At 74.3% G+C, this 20657-nt stretch carries 20 protein-coding genes; 15 read left to right on the forward strand and 5 right to left on the reverse strand.

The features are described from left to right. The first annotated feature begins 47 nt into the window (after positions 1–47). Both ABZ340_RS12545 and ABZ340_RS12550 read left to right on the forward strand, forming a co-directional pair. A complete protein-coding gene (locus ABZ340_RS12545; RefSeq protein WP_358781724.1) occupies positions 48–893 on the forward strand; it encodes a patatin-like phospholipase family protein in 846 nt (281 codons plus the stop codon). A 160-nt stretch (positions 894–1053) separates the two neighbouring features. Next, a complete protein-coding gene (locus ABZ340_RS12550) occupies positions 1054–1899 on the forward strand; it encodes a fused MFS/spermidine synthase (protein ID WP_358781725.1) in 846 nt (281 codons plus the stop codon). Here the strand turns inward: ABZ340_RS12550 and ABZ340_RS12555 are convergent. Beyond that, positions 1861–3171, reverse strand: a complete 1311-nt coding sequence (locus ABZ340_RS12555; RefSeq protein ID WP_358781726.1) for an MFS transporter — start codon at positions 3169–3171, stop codon at positions 1861–1863. The genes ABZ340_RS12550 and ABZ340_RS12555 overlap by 39 nt on opposite strands. A 155-nt stretch (positions 3172–3326) precedes the next feature. On the opposite strand from ABZ340_RS12555, the gene ABZ340_RS12560 reads away from it, so the two are divergent. From ABZ340_RS12560 to ABZ340_RS12570, 3 genes are all read left to right on the forward strand, one after another. After that, positions 3327–3764: a DUF4442 domain-containing protein gene (locus tag ABZ340_RS12560; protein WP_358781795.1), complete on the forward strand. Its 438-nt coding sequence runs from the start codon at positions 3327–3329 to the stop codon at positions 3762–3764. Between the two features lie 301 nt (positions 3765–4065). Continuing rightward, positions 4066–6567 (forward strand): glycoside hydrolase family 3 N-terminal domain-containing protein, encoded by a 2502-nt coding sequence (locus ABZ340_RS12565; protein ID WP_358781727.1) that lies wholly within the window; start codon positions 4066–4068, stop codon positions 6565–6567. Between the two features lie 290 nt (positions 6568–6857). Continuing rightward, entirely contained in the window at positions 6858–7511 is a 654-nt protein-coding gene (locus tag ABZ340_RS12570; protein ID WP_358781728.1) for a DedA family protein, read from the forward strand. A gap of 11 nt (positions 7512–7522) precedes the next feature. On the opposite strand, the gene ABZ340_RS12575 is transcribed toward ABZ340_RS12570, so the two are convergent. Further along, positions 7523–8059 carry a gamma carbonic anhydrase family protein gene (locus ABZ340_RS12575; RefSeq protein ID WP_358781796.1) on the reverse strand — a complete coding sequence of 179 codons (537 nt, stop codon included), beginning with the start codon at positions 8057–8059 and terminating at the stop codon, positions 7523–7525. Between the two features lie 107 nt (positions 8060–8166). Between ABZ340_RS12575 and ABZ340_RS12580 the strand changes: the two genes are divergently transcribed. After that, a complete protein-coding gene (locus tag ABZ340_RS12580; RefSeq protein WP_358781729.1) occupies positions 8167–8940 on the forward strand; it encodes an acyltransferase in 774 nt (257 codons plus the stop codon). Positions 8941–8979: 39 nt separating this feature from the next. Here the strand turns inward: ABZ340_RS12580 and ABZ340_RS12585 are convergent, their stop codons facing one another. After that, positions 8980–9837: an EamA family transporter gene (locus ABZ340_RS12585; protein ID WP_358781730.1), complete on the reverse strand. Its 858-nt coding sequence runs from the start codon at positions 9835–9837 to the stop codon at positions 8980–8982. Positions 9838–9934: 97 nt separating this feature from the next. Between ABZ340_RS12585 and ABZ340_RS12590 the strand changes: the two genes are divergently transcribed. Then, positions 9935–10507, forward strand: a complete 573-nt coding sequence (locus ABZ340_RS12590) for an XRE family transcriptional regulator (protein WP_358781731.1) — start codon at positions 9935–9937, stop codon at positions 10505–10507. Between the two features lie 43 nt (positions 10508–10550). After that, entirely contained in the window at positions 10551–11108 is a 558-nt protein-coding gene (locus ABZ340_RS12595) for a YbaK/EbsC family protein (protein ID WP_358781732.1), read from the forward strand. A gap of 39 nt (positions 11109–11147) precedes the next feature. Here ABZ340_RS12595 and ABZ340_RS12600 read toward each other — a convergent pair whose 3' ends face one another. Both ABZ340_RS12600 and ABZ340_RS12605 read right to left on the reverse strand, forming a co-directional pair. Continuing rightward, on the reverse strand, positions 11148–12383 hold the full coding sequence (locus ABZ340_RS12600) for a 4-hydroxybenzoate 3-monooxygenase (protein ID WP_358781733.1): 1236 nt from the start codon (positions 12381–12383) through the stop codon (positions 11148–11150). A gap of 210 nt (positions 12384–12593) precedes the next feature. Next, positions 12594–13001: a CoA-binding protein gene (locus ABZ340_RS12605; RefSeq protein WP_358781734.1), complete on the reverse strand. Its 408-nt coding sequence runs from the start codon at positions 12999–13001 to the stop codon at positions 12594–12596. Between the two features lie 137 nt (positions 13002–13138). Here ABZ340_RS12605 and ABZ340_RS12610 point away from each other — a divergent pair, with 137 nt between their 5' ends. The 7 genes from ABZ340_RS12610 (at position 13139) to ABZ340_RS12640 (ending at position 20624) form a co-directional block, all read left to right on the forward strand. Then, positions 13139–13765, forward strand: a complete 627-nt coding sequence (locus tag ABZ340_RS12610; protein WP_358781735.1) for a YigZ family protein — start codon at positions 13139–13141, stop codon at positions 13763–13765. A 287-nt stretch (positions 13766–14052) separates the two neighbouring features. Continuing rightward, complete coding sequence (locus ABZ340_RS12615; RefSeq protein WP_358781736.1) at positions 14053–15606, forward strand: radical SAM protein; 1554 nt, start codon at positions 14053–14055, stop codon at positions 15604–15606. 87 nt (positions 15607–15693) lie between these two features. Beyond that, entirely contained in the window at positions 15694–16344 is a 651-nt protein-coding gene (leuE, locus tag ABZ340_RS12620; protein ID WP_358781737.1) for a leucine efflux protein LeuE, read from the forward strand. Positions 16345–16506: 162 nt separating this feature from the next. Next, entirely contained in the window at positions 16507–17460 is a 954-nt protein-coding gene (locus ABZ340_RS12625; protein WP_358781738.1) for a hypothetical protein, read from the forward strand. Positions 17461–17575: 115 nt separating this feature from the next. Continuing rightward, the gene (locus tag ABZ340_RS12630) at positions 17576–17953 is read left to right on the forward strand and encodes a peptidase inhibitor family I36 protein (protein WP_358781739.1); all 378 of its coding nucleotides are present in this window, start codon (positions 17576–17578) and stop codon (positions 17951–17953) included. Positions 17954–18090: 137 nt separating this feature from the next. Next, positions 18091–19275 carry a hypothetical protein gene (locus ABZ340_RS12635; protein WP_358781740.1) on the forward strand — a complete coding sequence of 395 codons (1185 nt, stop codon included), beginning with the start codon at positions 18091–18093 and terminating at the stop codon, positions 19273–19275. 185 nt (positions 19276–19460) lie between these two features. Next, on the forward strand, positions 19461–20624 hold the full coding sequence (locus tag ABZ340_RS12640; RefSeq protein WP_358781741.1) for an exonuclease SbcCD subunit D: 1164 nt from the start codon (positions 19461–19463) through the stop codon (positions 20622–20624). Positions 20625–20657 lie beyond the last annotated feature (33 nt).

Genomic DNA, 20657 nt, shown 5'->3' on the forward strand with positions numbered 1-20657 from the left:
TATCACACTTGACCGCGGACGGAGTCGTCCGAGACGGGAGGGAACGCATGGGTGGCACGGGAGGCCGGGCGCTGGTGCTCGGTGGCGGGGGCAGCGGCGGGATCGGCTGGCTGGCGGGTCTGCTGTACGGACTGGGCGAGGCCGGTGTGGACCTCTCCGATGCGGATGTCGTGATCGGTACGTCGGCGGGGTCCACCGTGGGCGCCCAGCTCCTGGCGAGCCCGCTGCCGGAGGTGTACGAACGCCAGCTCGCCGAGCCCCGGCAGGAGATCGGCGGCCGGCTGGGCACCGGCGCGGTCCTCCGGTACGCCTGGGCCACGCTGACCTCGCGCACACCCGAGGCGTTCGGCCGGAAGATCGGCCGCCTGGCGCTCGCCGCCCGCACCCCCGACCCGGCGGTCCGGCGGGCGGCGATCGAGAGCCGGCTGGTCTCACCGCACTGGCCCGACCGCCCGCTGCGCCTCACCGCCGTCGACACGGCCACCGGGGAGCTGCGGGTCTTCGACCGCGACAGCGGCGTCTCCCTGGCGGACGCCATGGCCGCGAGCTGCGCGGTCCCCGGCGTCTGGCCGCCCGTCGCCCTCGACGGACGCCGCTGGATGGACGGCGGCATCCACTCGACGGCCAACGCCCACCTCGCCGAGGGGTACGAGCGGGTCGTCGTCCTGGCGCCGATGCCCAGAGGCGGCGGCCCGCTGGCCGCGCCCGCGGCGCAGGCCGCACGGCTGGCCGCGCAGGGCGCCCGGGTCACGGTCGTCGCGCCGTCCGCCACCGCCAGGCGGGCGTTCGGACGCAACCCGCTGGACCCCGCGGTGCGGGCCGCGTCGGCCCGGGCCGGCCGGGAGCAGGCGCGGGAGCATGTGCGGCGGGTCGCGGAGGTCTGGGCCGGATGATCCGCGGGTGGCCGGGACGACAGGCATGCCCGGACGACAGGTATGCCCGGACGGCCGGCTGCCCGGGTACGGAGTGCTGGGGGAGGCTGGCAGGGGTGGTGCGGGGTGGCAGGGACGCCCGGCGGGGTCCGCGTGGGTGCCGTACCGGCACAATGAGCCCGTGAACGAGCCGATCCCCGTGAGCCGAGCCGTCGATCACGGCACCGCCAAGCTGATGCCCGACGTCGACCGGGAGCGGGCCTGGCTGCTGACGGTCGACGGGGCGCCGCAGTCGTACGTCGACCTGGACGCGCCGGAGCACCTGGAGTTCGAGTACGCCCGGCGGCTCGGGCACGTCCTGGACACCGTCGCCGAGCCGGGGCGCGCGCTGGACGTGCTGCACCTCGGAGGCGGCGCGCTCACCCTGCCCCGGTACCTGGCCGCGACCCGGCCCGGCTCCCGGCAGGACGTCGTGGAGGCCGACCGCGGCCTGCTGGAGCTGGTCGCCGAGCACCTGCCGCTCCCGGACGGCGCCGGCATCATCCTGCACGCCGCCGACGCCCGCGCCTGGCTGGAGGCCGCGCCCGCGGACTCGGCCGACCTCCTGGTCGCCGACGTCTTCGGCGGCTCACGCGTGCCCGCGCACCTGACCTCGGTCGCCTACGCCCGCGAGGCCGGGCGGGTCCTGCGGGACGACGGCGTGTACGTGGCCAACCTGGCCGACGGCGCCCCGTTCGCCTTCCTGCGCTCCCAGCTCGCCACCTTCGCGGAGGTCTTCGGGGAACTGGCGCTGATCGCCGAGCCGGGCGTGCTGCGCGGACGCCGTTTCGGCAACGCGGTGCTGGCGGCGGCCCACCGCCCCCTGCCCGTGGCCGCGCTGGCCCGGCTCGCCGCCGCCGACGCCTTCCCCGCCCGGGTGGAGCACGGGGCGGCGCTGCGGGACTTCACCGGCGGCGCCCGCCCGGTGCGGGACGAGGACGCCGTACCGTCACCCGAGCCCCCCGACGGGGCGTTCGGCATCGGCTGAGCCCTCGCCGGCCTCCTGGCCGCCCCGGGCCACGGGCTGCGTGCGGCGCCGCAGGTTCCGTACGTCCGGCACGCACAGCACCAGCGCCGTCATCAGCACGATCAGCCCCGCGCAGCCCCACAGCGACGGCGTCCGCCCGAACGCCTCCTCGGCCGGGCCCGCCAGCGCCGTCGCCAGCGGCATCAGCGCCACCGAGCCGAACCAGTCGTAGGCCGAGACCCGGGAGAGCTTGTCCTCCGGTATCTCCTGGTGCAGCGCGGTCATCCAGGAGACGCCGAAGACCTCCAGCGTCACGCCGGTCACGAACATCACCGCGCACAGCGCACCGATCGGGACCGGGACGGCGAGCGCGGCGGAGGGCAGGGCGAGCGGGAAGACGCACAGCGTGCCCGCGAGCAGCAGGCGGCGCGGCTTCCAGCGGGTCATCAGCAGCGCGCCCGCGACCGTGCCGGCGCCGAAGAAGCCCAGCGCCAGGCCCCAGGGCCCCGCCCCGCCCAGATGGTCCCGGGCGACGAGGGGGCCGTAGACCGCGTCGGCCGCGCCGACGACCGCGTTGGCGATGGAGAACTGGACGACGATGCCCCACAGCCACGGCCGGCCGGCCACCTCCCGCCAGCCCTCCCGCAGGTCGGAGAGCAAGCCGCCACCCGGTTCCCGCGGCGGGATGTGGCTCACGTCGAGCAGGCCGCGCAGCGCCCCGGCGACCGCGAACGCCGCCGCGTCCGCCGCGAGCACCCAGCCCGGACCGATCACGGCGACCATCGCGCCGCCCAGCGCGGCGCCGCCCAGGGCCGCGCCCTGCATCGCCATCCGGAACACCGCGAAGGCGCGGCCCGCCTGCTCGCCCTGGACCGAGGACATCAGCATGCCCTCGGCCGCTGGGCTGAAGAACGCCTGGCCGGTGCCGCCCAGCGCGGTCAGCAGCATCATCTGCCACAGCTGCGCCTGGCCGGTCAGGACGAGCGCGGCGAAGGCGGCCTGCGACAGGCAGTTGAGGGCGTTGGCCGCGACCATGACCCGGTGGCGCGGCAGGCGGTCCGCGACGGCGCCGCCGATCAGCAGGAACAGCACCAGCGGCAGCGTGCGGGCGGCGGCCACCAGGCCCACGTCGCCGCCGTCGCCCCCGGCCTCCAGCACGGCGAACGCGGCGGCGATCAGCGCGCCCTGGCTGCCGAGGCTCGTGACCACCGCGGCGGCGGTCAGCAGGGAGTAGTTGCGGCCCGCCCAGGCGGGTCTGCGGGGGCGTCGGGAGGCGGCGGCGGTGGTGGTCACGGGCCGACTATCGCCGCAGGCCGCCCGACTTGCCAAATGGCTTCCGGCCGGTCTCGGGGCGCCCGTCGGCCCTCCGCGGGCCCGCCCGTGTCGCGGCCGGTCCCTGGCCCCGTAAGCTACCGACGGGTAACCTGCCGGTCATGAACGCAGACCAGATGTCGATCGGCGAGTTGCTCGCCGCCACGGTGCCGATGGTTCGCACCCTGAACCTCCAGTACCTGGAGACCACCCCGGAGAAGGCCGTGCTGGCCCTCCCGGACCAGGACGAGTACCGCAACCACGTCGGCGGGCCGCACGCCGGAGCGATGTTCACCCTCGGCGAGTCGGCCAGCGGCGCCATCGTCCTGGCCGCCTTCGGCGACCAGCTCGCGCGCGCCGTGCCGCTGCCGGTCAACGCCGAGATCGCGTTCAAGAAGATCGCGCTGGGCCCGGTCACGGCGACGGCGACCCTGGGCCGCCCGATCGCCGAGGTCGTCGCGGAACTGGACGAGGGCAAGCGCCCGGAGTTCCCGGTGGGCGTCGCCATCCGGCGGGAGGACGGCGCGGTGACCGGCGAGATGACCGTCGTCTGGACCCTGCGGCCCAACGGCTGACGCCTCGCGAGGAATCGCGCGGGCCCTCCCCCCGGCCGGAGGGCTTCGGGGATCTCGGAAGTGCCCCGGTGCGGTGGGTCGCCAGGGAGGCTGGTTCTCCCGCCGCGCCGGGCCGCCAACGGTGTGTCAAGTCGCCGGTGACGCATAGTGCCTGCAGAAGCGCAGTGCGTTCCGAAGCCGATGCGCGGACCGGTGGACCGACCGGTGGACCGATTGGTGGGCCGACCGGTAGAGCGTTTGGTGGAGCGGGCGCAGATGCGGTTCGCCTCGTCGTGCCCGCACCCCGGAGGAGTGACGGCCCATGACCGACACCGACACCAATACCGCTACCGACACCGTTCCCCGGCGGTCCGCCCTGCGTCTGCTGGGCGGCGCCGTCGCCGTCGCCGCGGCGGCCGGCGGCGGACTTCCGCCCCTCGCGCACGCCTCGGCGCCGGCCGGTCCCGGCGAGGGCGCAGGCCCGCGCGTCGAACGGCTCCTCGCCCGGCTGACCCTCGCCGAGAAGATCTCCCTCCTGCACGGCGCCACCGACCCGGCACCGCTCGGCCAGGCGGGCTACGTCCCCGGCGTGGAACGCCTCGGCATCCCGCCCCTGCGCCTGGCCGACGGCCCGGCCGGGGTCCGGGTGACCGCCCGCGCCACCGCCCTGCCCGCCCCCGTCCTGCTGGCCTCCGCCTTCGACCCGGAGCTGGCCCGCCGCTACGGCCGGGTCATCGGCCGCGAGGGCCGCGCCCTCGGGCAGGACGTGCTGCTGTCCCCGATGGTCAACCTGATCCGCACCCCCTACGCGGGCCGCAACTTCGAGACCTTCTCCGAGGACCCACTGCTCTCCTGCGACCTGGTCGCCGCCGAGATCGGGGGCATCCAGGAAGAGGGCCTCGTCGCGACCGTCAAGCACTTCGCGCTGAACAACCAGGAGAAGGACCGCATGTCGGTCGACGTGCGGGCCGACGAGCGCACGATGCACGAGACCGAGCTGCGCGGCTTCGAGGCGGCCGTCGCCGCCGGCACCGGTGCGGTGATGGCCGCCTACAACAAGGTCAACGGCACCTTCGCCTGCGAGAACGAGGCACTGCTGACCGGGGTGCTGCGCGAGCGGTGGGGCTTCGACGGGTGGGTGATGAGCGACTGGTCCGCCACCCACGGCACGGCCGCCTCCCTCACCGCGGGCCTCGACATGGAGATGCCCGACGGCACCTGGTTCGGGACGGCGCTGCGCAGGGCCGTGGAGGACGGCAGCGTGCCCGAGCGGTACGTCGACCGGGCGGTACGCCGCGTCCTCGCCGTGATGGACCGCTTCGGGCTCCTCGACGGCAGCGCACCGCCCCGCCCCGGGCGGGACGCCGAGGCGGGGGCCGCCGTCGCCCTGGAGGTCGCCAAGGCGGGCGCCACCCTGCTGCGCAACGAGCGCGGCACCCTGCCGCTGCGCCCCGGCGGCACGCTCGCGGTGATCGGCCCGACCGGAGCGCTGCCGCTGGTCAGCGGCGGCGGCAGTGCCCACGTCGTCCCCGACCGCGCCGACAGCCCCCTGGACGTCCTCGGGCGGCGCGCCGCGCGGGTGACGTACGCGCTCGGCGAGGACCTCTTCGGCAAGCCTCTGCCCGCCGCCGCGCTCAGCCCGGCCTTCGACACCGAGGCGCAGCGGGTCGCCGCCGGACGGACCTGGACGTACGACGGCACCCTCACCGTCACCGAGGCCGACGCCGGCGAGTGGACCTTCGTCCTCCACTACTCCGCCCCGCCCACCCTCCGCCCTCAGGTCCTGCTCGACGGCGAGGAGCTCTTCCCGCTCGCGCCCGGCTACACCGAGTACTTCTCCGGCGGCCTGGTCACCTCCGCCCCCGACGGCCTCGCCGTGCGCCGCGCCACGCCGAAGCTGACCCGGGGCGCCCACCGGCTGCGCATCACCGTGCGGGGCGGGGAGCAGGGGCAGCTGTTCCGGCTGCGCCGCATCACCGGCGCGACCCGGGCCGAGGACGTCGCCGAGGCCGTACGCGCCGCGCGCGGCGCCCGCGACGTGGTGCTGTTCGCCTACGAGGACGCCACCGAGGGCCAGGACCGCACCACGCTGGCGCTGCCCGGCAACCAGGAACGGCTGATCGAGGCCGTCACCGCGGCCAACCCGCGCACCACCGTCGTCCTCAACACCTCCTCGGCGACCACCATGCCCTGGCTGGAACGGACCGGGGCCGTCCTGCAGATGTACTACCCGGGCCAGGAAGGAGCCGCCGCCACCGCCGCCGTCCTGTACGGCGACTGCGACCCGGGCGGCCGGCTCACCCAGTCCTTCCCCCGCGACGACGCCCACCACCCGGTCGCCGGGGACCCGCTGCGCTACCCGGGCGTCGACGGCCGGCAGGAGTACACGGAGGGCGTCCACATCGGCCACCGCTGGTACGACCGGGAGGGGGTGCGCCCGCTGTTCCCGTTCGGGCACGGGCTGTCGTACACCTCCTTCTCCTACGCCGAACCGTCGGCGCGCCGCACCCGCGACGGGGTCGCGGTGAGCTTCACCGTCCGCAACACCGGACGGCGCGCGGGCGTGACGGTGCCGCAGGTGTACGTCGGGCCCGCGCCGGACCTGCGGCTCGACCAGGCCGTACGGGTGCTGGGCGGGTACCGCCGCCTCACCCTGCGCCCGGGGGAGCGGCGGCGGGTCACCGTGCACGTCGGCGCGCGCACGCTGTCGTGCTGGGACCCGGGGCGGCACGACTGGGTGCTGGGCACGGGCCGGCGCACGGTGTGGATCGGGGCCTCCTCCCGCGACCTGCGGCTGCGCACCGCCGTGGAGGTGCGCCGGTGACGCGAGGCCCGGCGGACGGGGCCGCCGTGGCCCTCGATGCGGCGGCCCGTGATGCCGCGGGTCCCGGTGCTGTGATCCCGGCGCTGTGGTCCGGGCGCTGTGGTCCGTGACACCTCCGACCCCGCGGGACGCGGGAGCCGACCGGTGACCCGGTAGGCTTCCCGGGCGTGCGCTGCCTCGCGCGCACGTCCGGGAAAACCCCACGCCCGGGAGAACCGCGCATGTCCGGGAGAGCCGCATACGTCCGGGAAGCCCGGGGCAGCAGGGACGCGAATCGGGAGGATGGGGCATTGCACGTCCAGGAGTGGCTCGACACCGTGCCCGCGGCAGCCGTCTACGCCGTCGTGGGACTGGTCATCGGACTGGAGAGCCTGGGCATCCCGTTGCCGGGCGAGATCATCCTGGTCTCGGCGGCCCTGCTGTCCTCCCAGCACGCCGGCATCGACCCGGTGATCCTCGGCGTGTGCGCCAGCGCCGGTGCCGTGATCGGCGATTCCCTCGGCTACGCCATCGGCCGCAAGGGCGGACGGCCGCTGCTGGCCTGGCTGGGGAGGAAGTTCCCCCGGCACTTCGGCGAGGGCCACATCGCCACCGCCGAGCGGTCCTTCCAGAAGTGGGGCATGTGGGCCGTCTTCTTCGGCCGCTTCGTCGCCCTGCTGCGCATCTTCGCCGGCCCGCTGGCGGGCGTGCTGCGGATGCCGTACTGGAAGTTCCTGATCGCCAACGTCCTCGGCGGCATCGTCTGGGCGGGCGGCACCACCGCCGTCATCTACTACGTCGGGATCGTCGCCGAGTCCTGGCTCAAGCGCTTCTCCTGGCTGGGCCTGGTGGCCGCCGTGCTGATCGGCCTGGCCTCGATGCTGGTCCTCAAGCGCAAGGCGAAGGCGGCGGCACCGGGGCAGGCGCCGGCGGCCGAGCCGGAGACGGTCCCGGCCACCGACTGAGACCCCGGGCGTCAGCGCCGGTCGTCGTGGACCTCGCGGTGCGCCCTGGCCAGCTCCGCGTACATCGTCCCGTTCAGGGTGACGCCCTCGCGCTCCTCGTCCGTCAGCTGCCGCTTCACCTTCGCCGGCACGCCCGCGACGAGGGAGCCCGGGGGCACCTCCATGCCCTGCGGGACCAGGGCCTGGGCGGCGACCAGGGAACCGGCGCCGATCACCGCGCCGTTGAGGACGGTGGCGCCCATGCCGATCAGGCAGTCGTCCTCGACGGTCGCGCCGTGCACCACCGCGTTGTGCCCGATGGAGACGCGCTCGCCGACGGTGACGGGGAAGCCGGGGTCGGCGTGGAGGGTGCAGTTGTCCTGGACGTTGCTGTCCGCCCCGACCTCGATCCGCTCGATGTCGCCGCGCAGCACCGCCCCGTACCAGACGCTCGCCCCCGCGTGCAGTGTCACGTCCCCGACGACCGTGGACGTCGGCGCCACGAACGCCTCCGCGTCCACCTTCGGTTCCTTGCCGCCGATGCCTCTGATCAGCGCGTTGTGCGTCATCATCGCCTCCTGGTCGGGTGATACACGGCACCGTACGCCACCCGGTGGGGTGAAGATCACAGACCCGGGGCGGCAGCGGCGCCGCGCGCGCTGAGTACGGTAAGCGGGTGCCCAAGCCCAAGAACACGTTCTCGTCCTGGCGGCGCCGCCTCGCGCAGCGCGCCGTCCACGCGGGGTGGGCCTGGGCGCAGCGCACGGGGTCCGTCACCGCCGAGCACCCCGGGCGCTTCCGCTTCGGCGCGCTCGGCACCGGCACGCGGCTCGCCTTCCCGCTCGGCACGGTCTTCGGCGAACCGTGGATCCACCTGGGCGCCCACTGCATCATCGGCGAGCAGGTCACCCTCACCGCCGGGCTGATGCCCGGCCTCGACCTCGGCCCCGAGCCGATCCTGCGCATCGGCGACGGCGTCGTCCTGGGCCGCGGCAGCCACGTCATCGCCGACACCACGGTCACCATCGGCAGCGACTGCTACGTCGGGCCGTACGTCTACGTCACCTCCACCAACCACTCCTACGACGACCCCCACGAGCCCATCGGCAAGCAGTGGCCCCGGATGGAACCGGTGGAGATCGGCCCCGGCTGCTGGATCGGCACCGGCGCGGTGATCCTGCCGGGGGCGCGGATCGGGCGGAACGTGGTGGTGGCCGCGGGCGCCGTGGTCCGCGGCACGGTGCCCGACCACAGCGTGGTCGCGGGCGCCCCCGCCCGGGTCGTACGGCGCTGGACCCCCGCCGACGGCTGGCAGCCGCCGCTCAGGACCCCGGCACCGGTGCCGATACCGGAGGGCGTCACCCCGGAGCAGCTGCTGGCGCTGGCGGAGGCGGCGGCGGACGGGGAAGCGGCGGCGGGGGAGGCGGCGGCGCGGTCCGCCGAGGCGTAGAGGGCCTGGGCCGGTGGCCCCGCGGAGAGAGCCCGGTCCTCAGCCCGCCGCCAGCAGGACCGTGCCCGCCAGCGCGAGCCCCGCGCCCGCCGCCTGGACGGCGCGCAGCCGTTCGCTGAGGAACCCGCGTGCGGCGAGCGCCGTCACCACCGGGTAGAGGGAGGCGAGCACGGCGGCCACCGTGACCGGGCCGTGCTGGGCGGCGACGGAGTAGGTGCCGTTCGCCGCGACGTCGGCGAGGCCCACGAAGGCGAGCGCCGGGAGCGAGCGCCACGGGAAGCCTTCCGGCGGGAGGGCCGCGCCGCCGCGCCGAACGGAGACGCACAGGGCCGTACCGCCCACGACGATGTTCGTGACGCGCTGCACGAACAGGGCGAGGAACAGGCCCGTGACCGTGGTCGACGCCTCCGCGATCAGGGCCATGACGGCGCCGAAGCCGAACGCCGCGACCAGCGTGAGGACCACGGCCTGCCGCTGGACCGGGGCGCCCCGCAGCTGCGGACCGCCCGCGAGGACGACACCGGCGACGGCGACCAGGATGCCCGTGAACTGCAGCAGCCCCGGACGCTCGCCCAGCACCAGGCCGACGCCGACCGGGACGGCCACGCCGAGCGAGCCGAGCGGGGAGACGACGCCCATCGGGCCCAGGGCGAGCGCCTTGTAGAAGGCGAGCATCGCCACCGGGCCCACCAGGCCGGCGGCCACGGCGAACCACAGCTTCGGCCCCGCCTCGCTCCAGCCGCCGGTGGCGACGACGATCGCGCCGAGGACGACGACCGCGAGGGACTGGGAGACGACGACCACCGTGAGGGCGGGGGTACGCCGGCTCAGTACCCCGCCGCCGAAATCTGCCAGGCCCCACAGGAGGCTGGTGGCCAGGGCGAAGAGAGCTGTCATGGGACGGTGGCCTCGCAGTACAGTTCAGTGAACGATCAGGTGCACCCCACCATAGTTCAATAAGTTGTACTGTGTCATCCACGATATTGGACGGAATGTGTCGGACCTCGACCTGCTGACCCAGTCCCTGGCGCGCAACGTCAAGCGCTGGCGCACCGAGCGCGGCTTCACCCTCGACGCGCTCGCCGCCCGCGCCGGGGTCAGCCGCGGCATGCTCATCCAGATCGAGCAGGCCCGCACCAACCCCAGCCTCGGCACGGTCGTCAAGATCGGCGACGCCCTCGGCGTCAGCATCACCACCCTGCTCGACTACGAGCAGGGCCCCCGGGTCCGCATCGTCCCCGCCGAGCAGGCCGTCCGGCTCTGGCACACCGACGCCGGCAGCTACAACCGGCTCCTGGCGGGCACCGAGGCGCCCGGGCCGCTGGAGATGTGGGACTGGCGGCTCATGCCCGGCGAGAGCAGCCCGTCCGACCCGCATCTCGCCGGCACGGTCGAGCTCGTGCACGTCACGGCCGGGGAACTGACCCTCACCGTCGACGGCGTGGCGCACCGCGTCCCGGCGGGCGCCAGCGCGTCCTTCGAGGCCGACGCCCCGCACACCTACGGCAACGACGGCGACGTGCCCATGGAGATGGTCATGGCGGTCTCGGTCCCGCCCGTCCGCTGAGACACCCGGCCGCGGGACCGCCCGCCGTTGCTAGCGTGCGGCCATGCACGCACCCATCGGACACTTCGACAACGCCCGGCCCGCGCCCGACTGCCTCGACGAGCTGACCCGGCCGGTCGCCGACGCGGTACGCCACTGGCGCGGCAGCGTCCCCGCCGACCAGATCGTCTACGTCGACACCGACCCGCAGTGGGCCGACACCGCCACCTTCGTCGAGCACTACGGCCGCGAGCTGCTCGAACAGTCCGCCAACTGCGTGGTGGTCACGGGCAAACGCGGCGGCGGGACCACGCTCGCGGCGTGCGTGGTGCTCTCCACCACCCGGGTCGACGTCAACGGCGCCGTCCGCCGGCACCTGGGCGCCCGCAAGGCATCGTTCGCCCCCATGGACACGGCCACGGGGGAGACGGGCATGGAGTACGGCGGCATCACCCCCGTCGGCCTGCCCGAGGGCTGGCCGATCCTGGTGGACCCGGCCGTCACCGACCTGCCGTACGTCCTCGTCGGCAGCGGACGCCGGCGCGGCAAACTGCTGGTCCCCGGCAAGGCGTTCGCGGAACTGCCCCAAGCGGTGGTGCTGGAGGGGCTGGGCGTCGCCTGACGTCCGGGACCGGCCGGCGCCAGGCGCCGGTCCGCCGGGTCAGTGGTCGGCGTTCCTGCCGATGTACAGGTCGGCGAAGGCCGCCGCCGCCGGAGGGGAGGCGAGCAGGCGGCGCAGCCGGGCCAGCGTCGTACCGGCGCGGAACGGGTTGCCCGACGAGGCGCCGTGGAACACGTCGGACAGCCACAGCGAGAACTCCTGGTACTGCCACACGCGCCGCAGGCTCGCCTCGCCGTAGCCGCGCAGGCCGCGCTCGTCGCCCGTGGTGAGACGGGCGGCGAGCGCGTCGCCCAGCAGGAAGGCGTCGTGCAGGGCGAGGTTCATGCCCTTGGCGGCGATCGGCGCGGTGAGGTGGGCCGCGTCACCGGCGAGGAAGAGGCGGCCGTGCACCATGGGGTCGACGACGTAGTTGTGCATGTCCAGGACGCGCTTCTCGAGCAGCCGTCCCTCGGTGAGCGGCTCGGCGCCGGTGGCGGCCAGGCGGTGGCTCAGCTCGGTCCACACCCGGTCGTGCGGCCAGTTCTCCGGGTCGTCGCCGGAGGGGCATTCGAGGTAGTAGCGGGTGACCTGCGGGCCGCGGGCCATGTGCGCGGCGAAACCCCGCGGATGGATGCCGAAGACGACGCAGTCGCAGGACGGCGGCGCCTCGGCCAGCAGCGCCAGCCAGCCGATCCCGTAGTCGTGCCGCGAGGTGCGCTCCGGCGGCAGCGCGGTCCGCGTCACCCCGCGCGCCCCGTCGCACCCGGCGACGAAGTCGCAGCGCACCAGCCGCCGTTCGCCCGTGTCCGGGCAGACGTACGACACCGCGGGCCGGTCCGTGCCGAGGTCGTGCAGTGCCACGTCCCGTACGCCGAAGGCGATCGCACCGCCCCGCACGTCCGCGTACTCGCGGACCAGCTCCGTCACCAGCAGCGGCTGCGGGCAGACGAAGTGACGGTGCCCGGTCAGCTCGGTGTACCGGAACCGGTGCCGGTCGCCGCCGACCCGGAACTCGCACTCGGTCTGCGTCGGTGCCGCGTCCAGCAGCTCCCGTGCCAGGCCCCGCCGCCGGAGCTCGCGCACCGCCCACTCCTCGACGAAGCCCGCACGGGGCCGGGCTTCGATGAACTCCCGGCTCTCCGTCTCCAGCACCAGGCAGTCGACGCCCGCGGCGCGCAGGACGGCGCCGACGGTGAGCCCGGCCGGGCCTGCGCCGACGATGACGACCGGGAAGTGCCGCGGGGCGGTGGCGACGCGGTCCGGGTGCGGGTGCGGGTGGGGAAAGTGCGAGGTCATCCGCGCATTATCGCCGGGGAGGACCGGCGGGGGCACGGGGAGGCGGGCGCGGAGGGAGGCGGCGCGGGGAGAAGTGGACGCAGGGGAGGTGGGCACGGGGAAGCGGACGCAGAGGAGGCGGGCATGGGGAGGCGGGCGCGGGGGAGGTGGCAGCCGCCTCCCGCCCGCACGGGTGCGCCGCGGAGGCGGGGCCGCCGGTGAGCGGGCGGGTCAGCCCAGGCGCGGGATCTCGATCGCGGGGCAGCGGTCCATCACCATCTCCAGCCCGGCGGCCCGCGTCCGCTCGTAGGCGGCCTCGTCGACGACCCCCAGCTGGAACCACACCGCCTTCGCGCCCTTGGCGACCGCCTCGTCGGCGACCGGCCCGGCCAGCTCGCTGTTGACGAACACGTCGACGACGTCCACGTCGAAGGGGACGTCCGCGAGGGAGGCGTACCCCGGCTCGCCGTGCACCGTCTCCGCCTTGGGATGGACGGGCACGACGCGCTTGCCGAAGCGCTGGAGCACCTCGGCGACGCCGTACGCCGCGCGCTGCCGGTTGTTCGACAGGCCCACCACGGCCCAGGTGTCGCCGAGCTCGGTGAGGATCTTGCGGACGGTTGCCTCGTCGCCGTACATCGGCGGCCTCCTTGGACTGCGGGACTGCTGGACGCGCTGTCGTCCGGACAACGCCGGCGCCGCGTGACCGATTCCCGGCGCCCGCCCCGCCACCCCGGGTGAGCAGGCGTTCCGCGCGGCCCCCGTAGGCTGGCCGGATGCAGGACGAGTACCGCACGGTCGCCCGCGCGGGCGTGCACGAAACCGAGATCAACCGCTCCCGCTTCCTGTGCGCCCTCGCCCCGGCGGCCACCGAGCAGGAGGCGCAGGACTTCGTCGCGGCCGTGCGCAAGGAGCACGCGGACGCCACGCACAACTGCTGGGCGTACGTCATCGGCGCCGACGCCTCCGTCCAGAAGGCCAGCGACGACGGGGAACCCGGCGGCACCGCCGGCCTGCCCATGCTCCAGATGCTGCTGCGCCGCGACATGCGGTACGTCGTCGCCGTCGTCACCCGCTACTACGGCGGCGTCAAGCTGGGCGCCGGCGGGCTCATCCGCGCCTACGGAGGGACGGTCGGCGAGGCGCTCGACGCCCTCGGCACGATCACCCGCCGCCGGTTCCGCCTGGCCACCGTGACGGTCGACCACCAGCGGGCCGGCAAGCTCCAGAACGACCTGCGCGCGGCCGGGCGCGCGATCCGGGACGTGCGCTACGGCGAGGAGGTCACCCTGGAGATCGGCCTGCCGGACGCCGACGTGGACGCCTTCCGCGCGTGGCTGGCGGACGCGACCGCGGGGACGGCCCGGTTCGAGCCGGGCGGGGAGGCGTACGGGGACGTGTGAGCCGGGAAGGGGGACCGGAGGCGGGTGGGCGCGCCGCTTCCCGGTCCCGCCCGTCCACCGGACGGCGGAGGGGCGACATTCGGTCAAGTCCGCCGGAGCCCGGCCCGCGAGCGGAAAGCGGCCGGTCGGCCGGATCCTTGCGGTCCTCGCCCGGACACAGCGGCCCGCTTCCCCGAGAAGGGCGCAGAGAGTGCATGTAGGGCGCATGCACCAGTGCTCCCCAAGGGCTCCGAAACATGTCCGGTGACCGGCCCGCCGGCGGGCGACCAAAAATCAACGAGGGGGGGATGACACACCTCGTCCTCGTCGCCACGATCAGGGCACCGATCTTCGTAGCGGAGGGAAGAATGCCGCTGAAGGTGCTTCTGGCGAACGCCCCGAACCCCACTGCCAACGGAAACGCGTCCAACTACGCCTGCTATCCCCACATCGGTATCATCCAGCTCGCCACGGCGATACGTGACACCTTCGGCGATCAGGTGGAGGCACGCGTGGTCGACGGAGGTATCAGCAATACCGCCGAAGTGCAGAGAAAAGTGCGGGAATTCGGACCGGACCTCGTCGGGGTGAGCGCCCTGACCCCCACCTACGGCGAGGCGCTCAAGATCGCCGACACCGCGAAACAGGTCGGGGCCAGGGTCGTCCTCGGGGACGACCACGCCGGGTTCTTCCCCGAGCTCATCCTGGCCAACCGGCCCTGCGTCGACTATGTCGTCGCCAACGACGTGGGGGAGACGCCCTTCGTGGAACTGGTCGGCGCGCTCCTGTCCGGCGGTCCGGTGTCGGACGTCTCCTCGCTGGTCCACCGGCAGGGCGAGGCGATCGTCTCCAACGCCGCGCCCCGGTACGCGCTCGCCGAACGCAACACGATTCCGGACCTGGCGTTCATACGCGACGAACTCGACGTGTACGCCCGGAACTACCGGGAGCAGTTCGGGCATCTGCACGACCACACGGTCAGACCCGTCACCGTGAACAACGCCCGCGGCTGTGAGAACGGATACAAACGCTGCACCTATTGCAGCATCGCCGACCTCACCGTCAACACGGGCGAACCGAGCGGATTCTGGAAGGCGGTGGAGACCTACAACCGGGAATTCGGCATCAACCTCTTCTTCGAGGTGTACGACAGCTTCACCGCCAGCCCGCGTTATGTCGACGCCCTCATCGACGCCACTCCCCGCCACATCCGCCGCCGTATCGACAACGGTGAGCTGGAGGTCATGGTGTACGCGCGAGCGCTGGGCCTGACCAAGCGCAACAACGTGGACAAGTGCCGCCGCCTCGGCGTGACCCGGGTGAACATCGGACTCGACGCCGCCGACCCCGAGATGCTGGAGGCGCAGCGGAAGAACAAGACCACCGACGCGACGAACCTGGAGGCGATCCGGCTGCTCAACAAGGCCGGGATCTCCGTACACGCCTCGTACATCGCGGGGGCGCCGGGCGAACGCCCGCAGACGCTGGACCGGACGATCGAGGGCATCCGGCGGATGCTGGGCGAGGTCGAGCTGTCGTCCGTCGAGTTCTCCCGGTTCATCCCCCTGCCCAACAGTCCGGCGTGGGACCTTCTCGTCGACCACGAGAAGCCCTCGTTCTTCAAGAGCAGCACGGAGATCGACGCGTACCTGGCCGATCTCGACATCACCCTCACCCCCGAGAAGCGGGCGGAGCTGCGCGAACGCTTCGGCGAACAGGACCTGCTCGACATCGACGAACTCGCGGCCGCGTGGGCGGAGAACTTCACCCACATCACCGAGGACTACGCTCTGCAACGGATCGCGGAAGTCGACCGGTTGGTCATGGCGCACAACGTACGCACCGGCAACAACGTCGGCTAGCCACCGGTGACCACACCGGCGACCGCGGCCGGCCACCGGTGTGGTCACCGGTGGCCGGCCGCGGTCGCCACGAAGGGAGTGAAGCCGATGCTGGGAGTGTCCAGCCTGTCCACCTACGCCCTGGGGACACTCCTCATCATCCTGCTGCCGGGGCCGAGTTCCCTCTACACGCTGTCCGTGGCGGCACGGCGCGGAGTGCGGACCGGGTACCGGGCGGCGGCGGGCGTGTTCCTCGGCGAGACCCTGCTGATGCTGCTCACCGCCGCGGGACTCGCCTCGCTGCTGCGCGCCAACGCGCTCGTCTTCTCGGCGATCAAATACGCGGGGGCCGGCTATCTGGCCTGGATCGCCGTCGGCATGCTCCGCGGAGCCCTGAGGACATGGCGCACGCGGAGGGCGGCGGCACCGGCCGAGAGCCCGGAAGACACGCGCCACGACGAGCGGCCGTTCCGCCGGTCGCTGCTGATCACGCTGCTCAACCCGAAGGCGATCCTGTTCTTCATCTCCTTCTTCGTGCAGTTCGTGGACCCGGCCTACCCCCACCCGGTGCTCTCCTTCGGCCTGCTCGCACTGATCTACCAGGCGATCAGCGTCAGTTACGTGACCTTGCTGATCCTCGGCGGTACGTATCTCTCGGCCCAGTTCCGCCGCCGCCGGCGGCTGTCGGCGGCGCTGACCACCGGAGCCGGCGCCCTCTTCCTCGGCTTCGCGGCGAAACTCGCCACCACGGGCAACTGAGCGGCGGGCCGGACACCGGCGAACGGCCCGCCCCCGCGCCGCCCTATCACTTCCGAGGATCACAACCGACCTCGCCTCCCCTGTAATGGAGCCGAGCCGACGGGGGAGTCGGAGGGCGGCCGATCCGGTCCACGCGACCGGACGGGGCAGGGGGTGACCACGGTGCGGGCTTCGAGGTTCGTCGCCACGGTGGCGCTGTCGCTGTGCGCGGTGTCCACGGTGGGCGGCTGCGGGGAAGGCCCGGGCCGGGACGGTGCGGAGCGGACGCGGTCCGTGCCGCGGTCCGCCCGGGCCCAGGACGACCTGCTGAAGCGGGCCGAGTCGGAGCTCGCCGGGCGGTGCCTGAGGGAACGCGGGATGGCACCACCGCCGGCCTCGCCCGGGGCAGGGGACGGGGCCCGCACCGGCGACGGCTCCGCGCCGGACCGGGAACCGGCGGCACGACGCGCGTTCCCGTACGGGATCGACGACCCCGCCTGGGCCGCCGAGTACGGCTTCGGCGGCGCGTCGGACACCGGGAACCCAGACGGTGCGGACGGCGCGGACGGCGCCCGCGCACAGGCGCCGCGGCCCGGCGGGCAGGAGGCGCGGCAGCAGCAACGGCTCGTCGACGCGCTGTTCGGCACCGGGCGCCGGGAACTGTCCACCCGGACGGCCACCGGGCTGGTCGTCCGGGCCAACAGCGACGGGTGCCTCGCCCAGGCACAGCGCATCCTCTACGGCGACCAGGCCCGCTGGTTCCGCGCCACGGTGGCGGTCGACAACCTGGAGGCCGCCACCCACCACCGCGTGGTCCGGGACCCCGCCTACCGGGCCGCGCTCACCCGCTGGGCCCGCTGCATCGCCCCGGTGCACAAGGCCGACGACCCCGGTGAACTGCGCACCGCCTGGCAGCGCCAGGCCCGTGACCTCCCGCCGGACCGGGCCGCGGCCCTGCAACGGCGGTGGGCCGTGGCCGAGGCCCGGTGCGTGCGGAGCACGGACCTCGCCGCCACCGGGACCAGGCTGGAGCGACACCACGCGGCCGAGGTACGGGCCGAGTACGCCGAACTGATCGCCGACCACCGGCGCATGCGCGAGCAGGGTCTGCGCCACGCCGTGCGGCACGGCCTCTGACACCTCCCCGACAGGACTCCCGGGGCCCGGCCGGCGACCGGCCGGCAGGGCACCGGGTTCAGCGAGTGCGTCCCGCCGGGACCACTCGGCCTCACCCACCGAAAGGACCGACATCATGCGCAAGACCCTCGCCACCACGGCCGGCCTGATCCTCGCCGCCGCTGCCACCCTGGTCACCGTGCCCACCGCGGCCCACGCCGCCGCCCCCTGCGCCCGCGGGAACTTCTGCGCCTACACCGACGCCAACTTCGGCGGCCTGGGCGTGAGCTGGTCCGGCGACGACGGCTGGTGGGAGGGCAACATCGCCGACCAGGACAGCTCCTGGGCCAACCACGGCATCTCCGGCCCGGGCATCAAGGACCACGTCAAGGTCTACGCCAGCGCCTGGCAGGGCGGCGGCGTCACCATCTGCCTGCGCCCCGGCCAGGAGGTCGGCTACAACGCAGGAGCCAACGACCGCGGCGACTCCCACATCTGGACCACCGGCTGCTGAACGCACCCGCCCCGACAGGCTCACCACCCGGGTACGGCACCCGGGTGGTGAGCCTCGGGTGCAACCCGCCGCCTCTCCCGGCGCACTGAAAGGGGTGCAGACGTTGGCACCCGGAAGGAGAGCAGGGAGTGCTCGGCATGAGGAAGACGCGTGTACGGATGAGAGCGGGCGCCGTGGCGCTGGCCGCCGCGGTGGCCGTCGCGTCGCCGGCGACGGCGCACGCCGGCGCGGGATGGTCCCCGGCGGAACTGTCCTGGGCGGGCGACGCCGCGCTGACCGGGATCACCCGGGTCGACGGTGACACCACCTGGGCGTACGGGATGCGGGTGAGCCGGGAGGGCAAGGCCGAGCGCTCGGCACCCCTGCTGCTGACCCGGGACGACGGCGAGCGGGACTGGCGGGAGATGCCGATGCCGCCGTTCAGCCAGGGCTCCGACCAGATCAGCGAGATCAGCGCCGTGTCGCAGGACGACGCCTGGGCGGTCGGGCTGTACGACGAGGCGCGCGGCGCCTTCCGCACCCAGCACTGGGACGGCACCGCCTGGCAGGTGATCGACGCCCCGGCGCCCGAAGGGGTGCGGCTCCTGGGCAGCGGACTGCTGGACGTGTCGGCCCGCTCCGCCGACGACGTGTGGGCGGTCGGCTGGCTCGAGGTCGTCGACAGCGAGAGGCCCAGCCCGAACCCGGACAAGCCCGGCGGGACGGTCGTGGAAACCCACGCGGAGGCGCTGGTCCAGCACTGGGACGGCACCGCGTGGCACATCGTGCCCGTGCCGGACGCCGGCTCGCTGTGGGTGAGCTCCGTCACCGCCCTCGCCGCCGACGACGTGTGGGTCTCCGGCTACACCTCGCAGGACCAGCCGATGATGCTCCACTACGACGGCGGCTCCTGGTCCCGCGTCCCGGTCCCCTACGACGGGGTGAACGGCGAACTCCTCGACCTGGAGGTGCGCGGGCCCGGCGACATCTGGGCGGCGGGCCGCAAGCTGAACGACGACGAGGACACCGGGCACGCCCTGGTCATGCGCTGGGACGGCCGCGCCTGGCGGCAGGTGCCGGTGCCGGCGGACGCCGGCCGCGTCGACGACCTGGCCCTCACCCCCGGCGGGGTCGCGGTGACCGGCGAGCGGCCGGACGGCACCCCGTACGCGATGCGGCTGCGCGACGGGCGCTGGTCGTCGCTGGAGGTGCCGCAGGCCGACCCGGCCGGGAGCCGGCACCTGAGCGGACTGGCCTGGACCCCGCAGGGGATCACGGTCGTCGGGTACGACGAGCAGGAGAACGGGCTGCCGAGCCCGGTGCTGCTGACCGGCGGACGCTGAACCTCCGGCCCCCTCACGGTCCGCCCCGTCCCGGGGCGGGCCGTGTCCTTCGGGCCGCCCGAGGGCGGTGAGGGCACAGGTGCCCACGGGCGTTACCGTGGTGGGTGCTCACAGCGCCGGCCCCGCGGGACCGGCGCTGTCCCCGGAGGCCAGGTGAGGAGAGAGATGCGGGCCGGAGCGGCGACGTGAGAATCCTGCACACCTCCGACTGGCATCTGGGACGGTCGTTCCACCGGGTCGGCATGCTCGGCGCCCAGGCCGACTTCATCGGCCACCTCGTCACCACCGTGCGCGAGCGCGCCGTGGACGCGGTGGTCGTGTCGGGCGACGTGTACGACCGGGCGGTGCCGCCGCTGGCCGCGGTCGAACTGTTCGACGACACCCTGCACCGCCTCGCCGGTCTCGGCGTGCCCACGGTGATGATCTCCGGGAACCACGACTCCGCCCGCCGTCTGGGCGTGGGCGCCGGGCTGATCGGACGGGCCGGCATCCACCTGCGGACCGAGCCCGCGGCGTGCGGCACCCCGGTGGTGCTGGCCGACGCGCACGGGGACGTCGCCTTCTACGGGCTGCCGTACCTCGAACCCGCCCTGGTCAAGGACGAGTTCGCCGTGGACAGGGCGGGCCACGAGGCCGTGCTCGCCGCCGCCATGGACCGGGTCCGCGCCGACCTCGCCGCCCGCGCCCCGGGCACCCGCTCCGTCGTCCTCGCCCACGCCTTCGTCACCGGCGGCGAGCCCAGCGACAGCGAGCGGGACATCACCGTCGGCGGAGTGGCCGCCGTGCCCGCCGGGATCTTCGACGGCGTGGACTACGTGGCCCTCGGCCACCTGCACGGCTGCCAGACCATCACCGAACGGGTCCGCTACTCCGGCTCCCCGCTGCCGTACTCCTTCTCCGAGGCCGGCCACCGCAAGAGCATGTGGCTCGTCGACCTCGGCCCCGGCGGCGCGCTGAGCGCCGAGCGGATCGACTGCCCCGTGCCGCGTCCGCTGGCCCGCCTGCGCGGACGGCTGGAGGACCTGCTCGCCGACCCGGAGCTGGCACGGCACGAGGAGGCGTGGGTCGAGGCGACGCTCACCGACCCGGTGCGCCCCGCCGACCCCATGGCCCGGCTCACCGAGCGGTTCCCGCACACCCTCGCCCTCCTCTTCGACCCCGAGCGCGCCGCCGAGGACGCCGGGACCTCCTACGCCCGGCGCCTGGCCGACCGCAGCGACCAGGAGATCGCGGAGGACTTCGTCGCCCACGTGCGCGGCACCGGGCCCGACGCGGACGAGCGGGCCGTGCTGCGGGACGCCTTCGACGCGGTCCGCGCGGACGACGCCGCGCGGGAGACGGCCCGATGAGGAGGGCGGCGTACGGGGTGGACACGGCGGACG

Origin of the sequence: Streptomyces sp. NPDC006134 (genome assembly GCF_040628835.1) — a bacterium.
Lineage (GTDB): Bacteria > Actinomycetota > Actinomycetes > Streptomycetales > Streptomycetaceae > Streptomyces.

Excerpts from the sequence above, each read along its gene's own strand:
- ABZ340_RS12545 (WP_358781724.1), top strand. The coding sequence starts at position 48 with ATGGGTGGCACGGGAGGCCGGGCGCTGGTGCTCGGTGGCGGGGGCAGC.
- ABZ340_RS12560 (WP_358781795.1), top strand. The coding sequence starts at position 3,327 with ATGTCGATCGGCGAGTTGCTCGCCGCCACGGTGCCGATGGTTCGCACC.
- ABZ340_RS12565 (WP_358781727.1), top strand. The coding sequence starts at position 4,066 with ATGACCGACACCGACACCAATACCGCTACCGACACCGTTCCCCGGCGG.
- ABZ340_RS12575 (WP_358781796.1), bottom strand. The coding sequence starts at position 8,059 with ATGACGCACAACGCGCTGATCAGAGGCATCGGCGGCAAGGAACCGAAG.
- ABZ340_RS12585 (WP_358781730.1), bottom strand. The coding sequence starts at position 9,837 with ATGACAGCTCTCTTCGCCCTGGCCACCAGCCTCCTGTGGGGCCTGGCA.
- ABZ340_RS12595 (WP_358781732.1), top strand. The coding sequence starts at position 10,551 with ATGCACGCACCCATCGGACACTTCGACAACGCCCGGCCCGCGCCCGAC.
- ABZ340_RS12600 (WP_358781733.1), bottom strand. The coding sequence starts at position 12,383 with ATGACCTCGCACTTTCCCCACCCGCACCCGCACCCGGACCGCGTCGCC.
- ABZ340_RS12605 (WP_358781734.1), bottom strand. The coding sequence starts at position 13,001 with ATGTACGGCGACGAGGCAACCGTCCGCAAGATCCTCACCGAGCTCGGC.
- ABZ340_RS12610 (WP_358781735.1), top strand. The coding sequence starts at position 13,139 with ATGCAGGACGAGTACCGCACGGTCGCCCGCGCGGGCGTGCACGAAACC.
- ABZ340_RS12615 (WP_358781736.1), top strand. The coding sequence starts at position 14,053 with ATGACACACCTCGTCCTCGTCGCCACGATCAGGGCACCGATCTTCGTA.
- leuE (WP_358781737.1), top strand. The coding sequence starts at position 15,694 with ATGCTGGGAGTGTCCAGCCTGTCCACCTACGCCCTGGGGACACTCCTC.
- ABZ340_RS12630 (WP_358781739.1), top strand. The coding sequence starts at position 17,576 with ATGCGCAAGACCCTCGCCACCACGGCCGGCCTGATCCTCGCCGCCGCT.
- ABZ340_RS12635 (WP_358781740.1), top strand. The coding sequence starts at position 18,091 with ATGAGGAAGACGCGTGTACGGATGAGAGCGGGCGCCGTGGCGCTGGCC.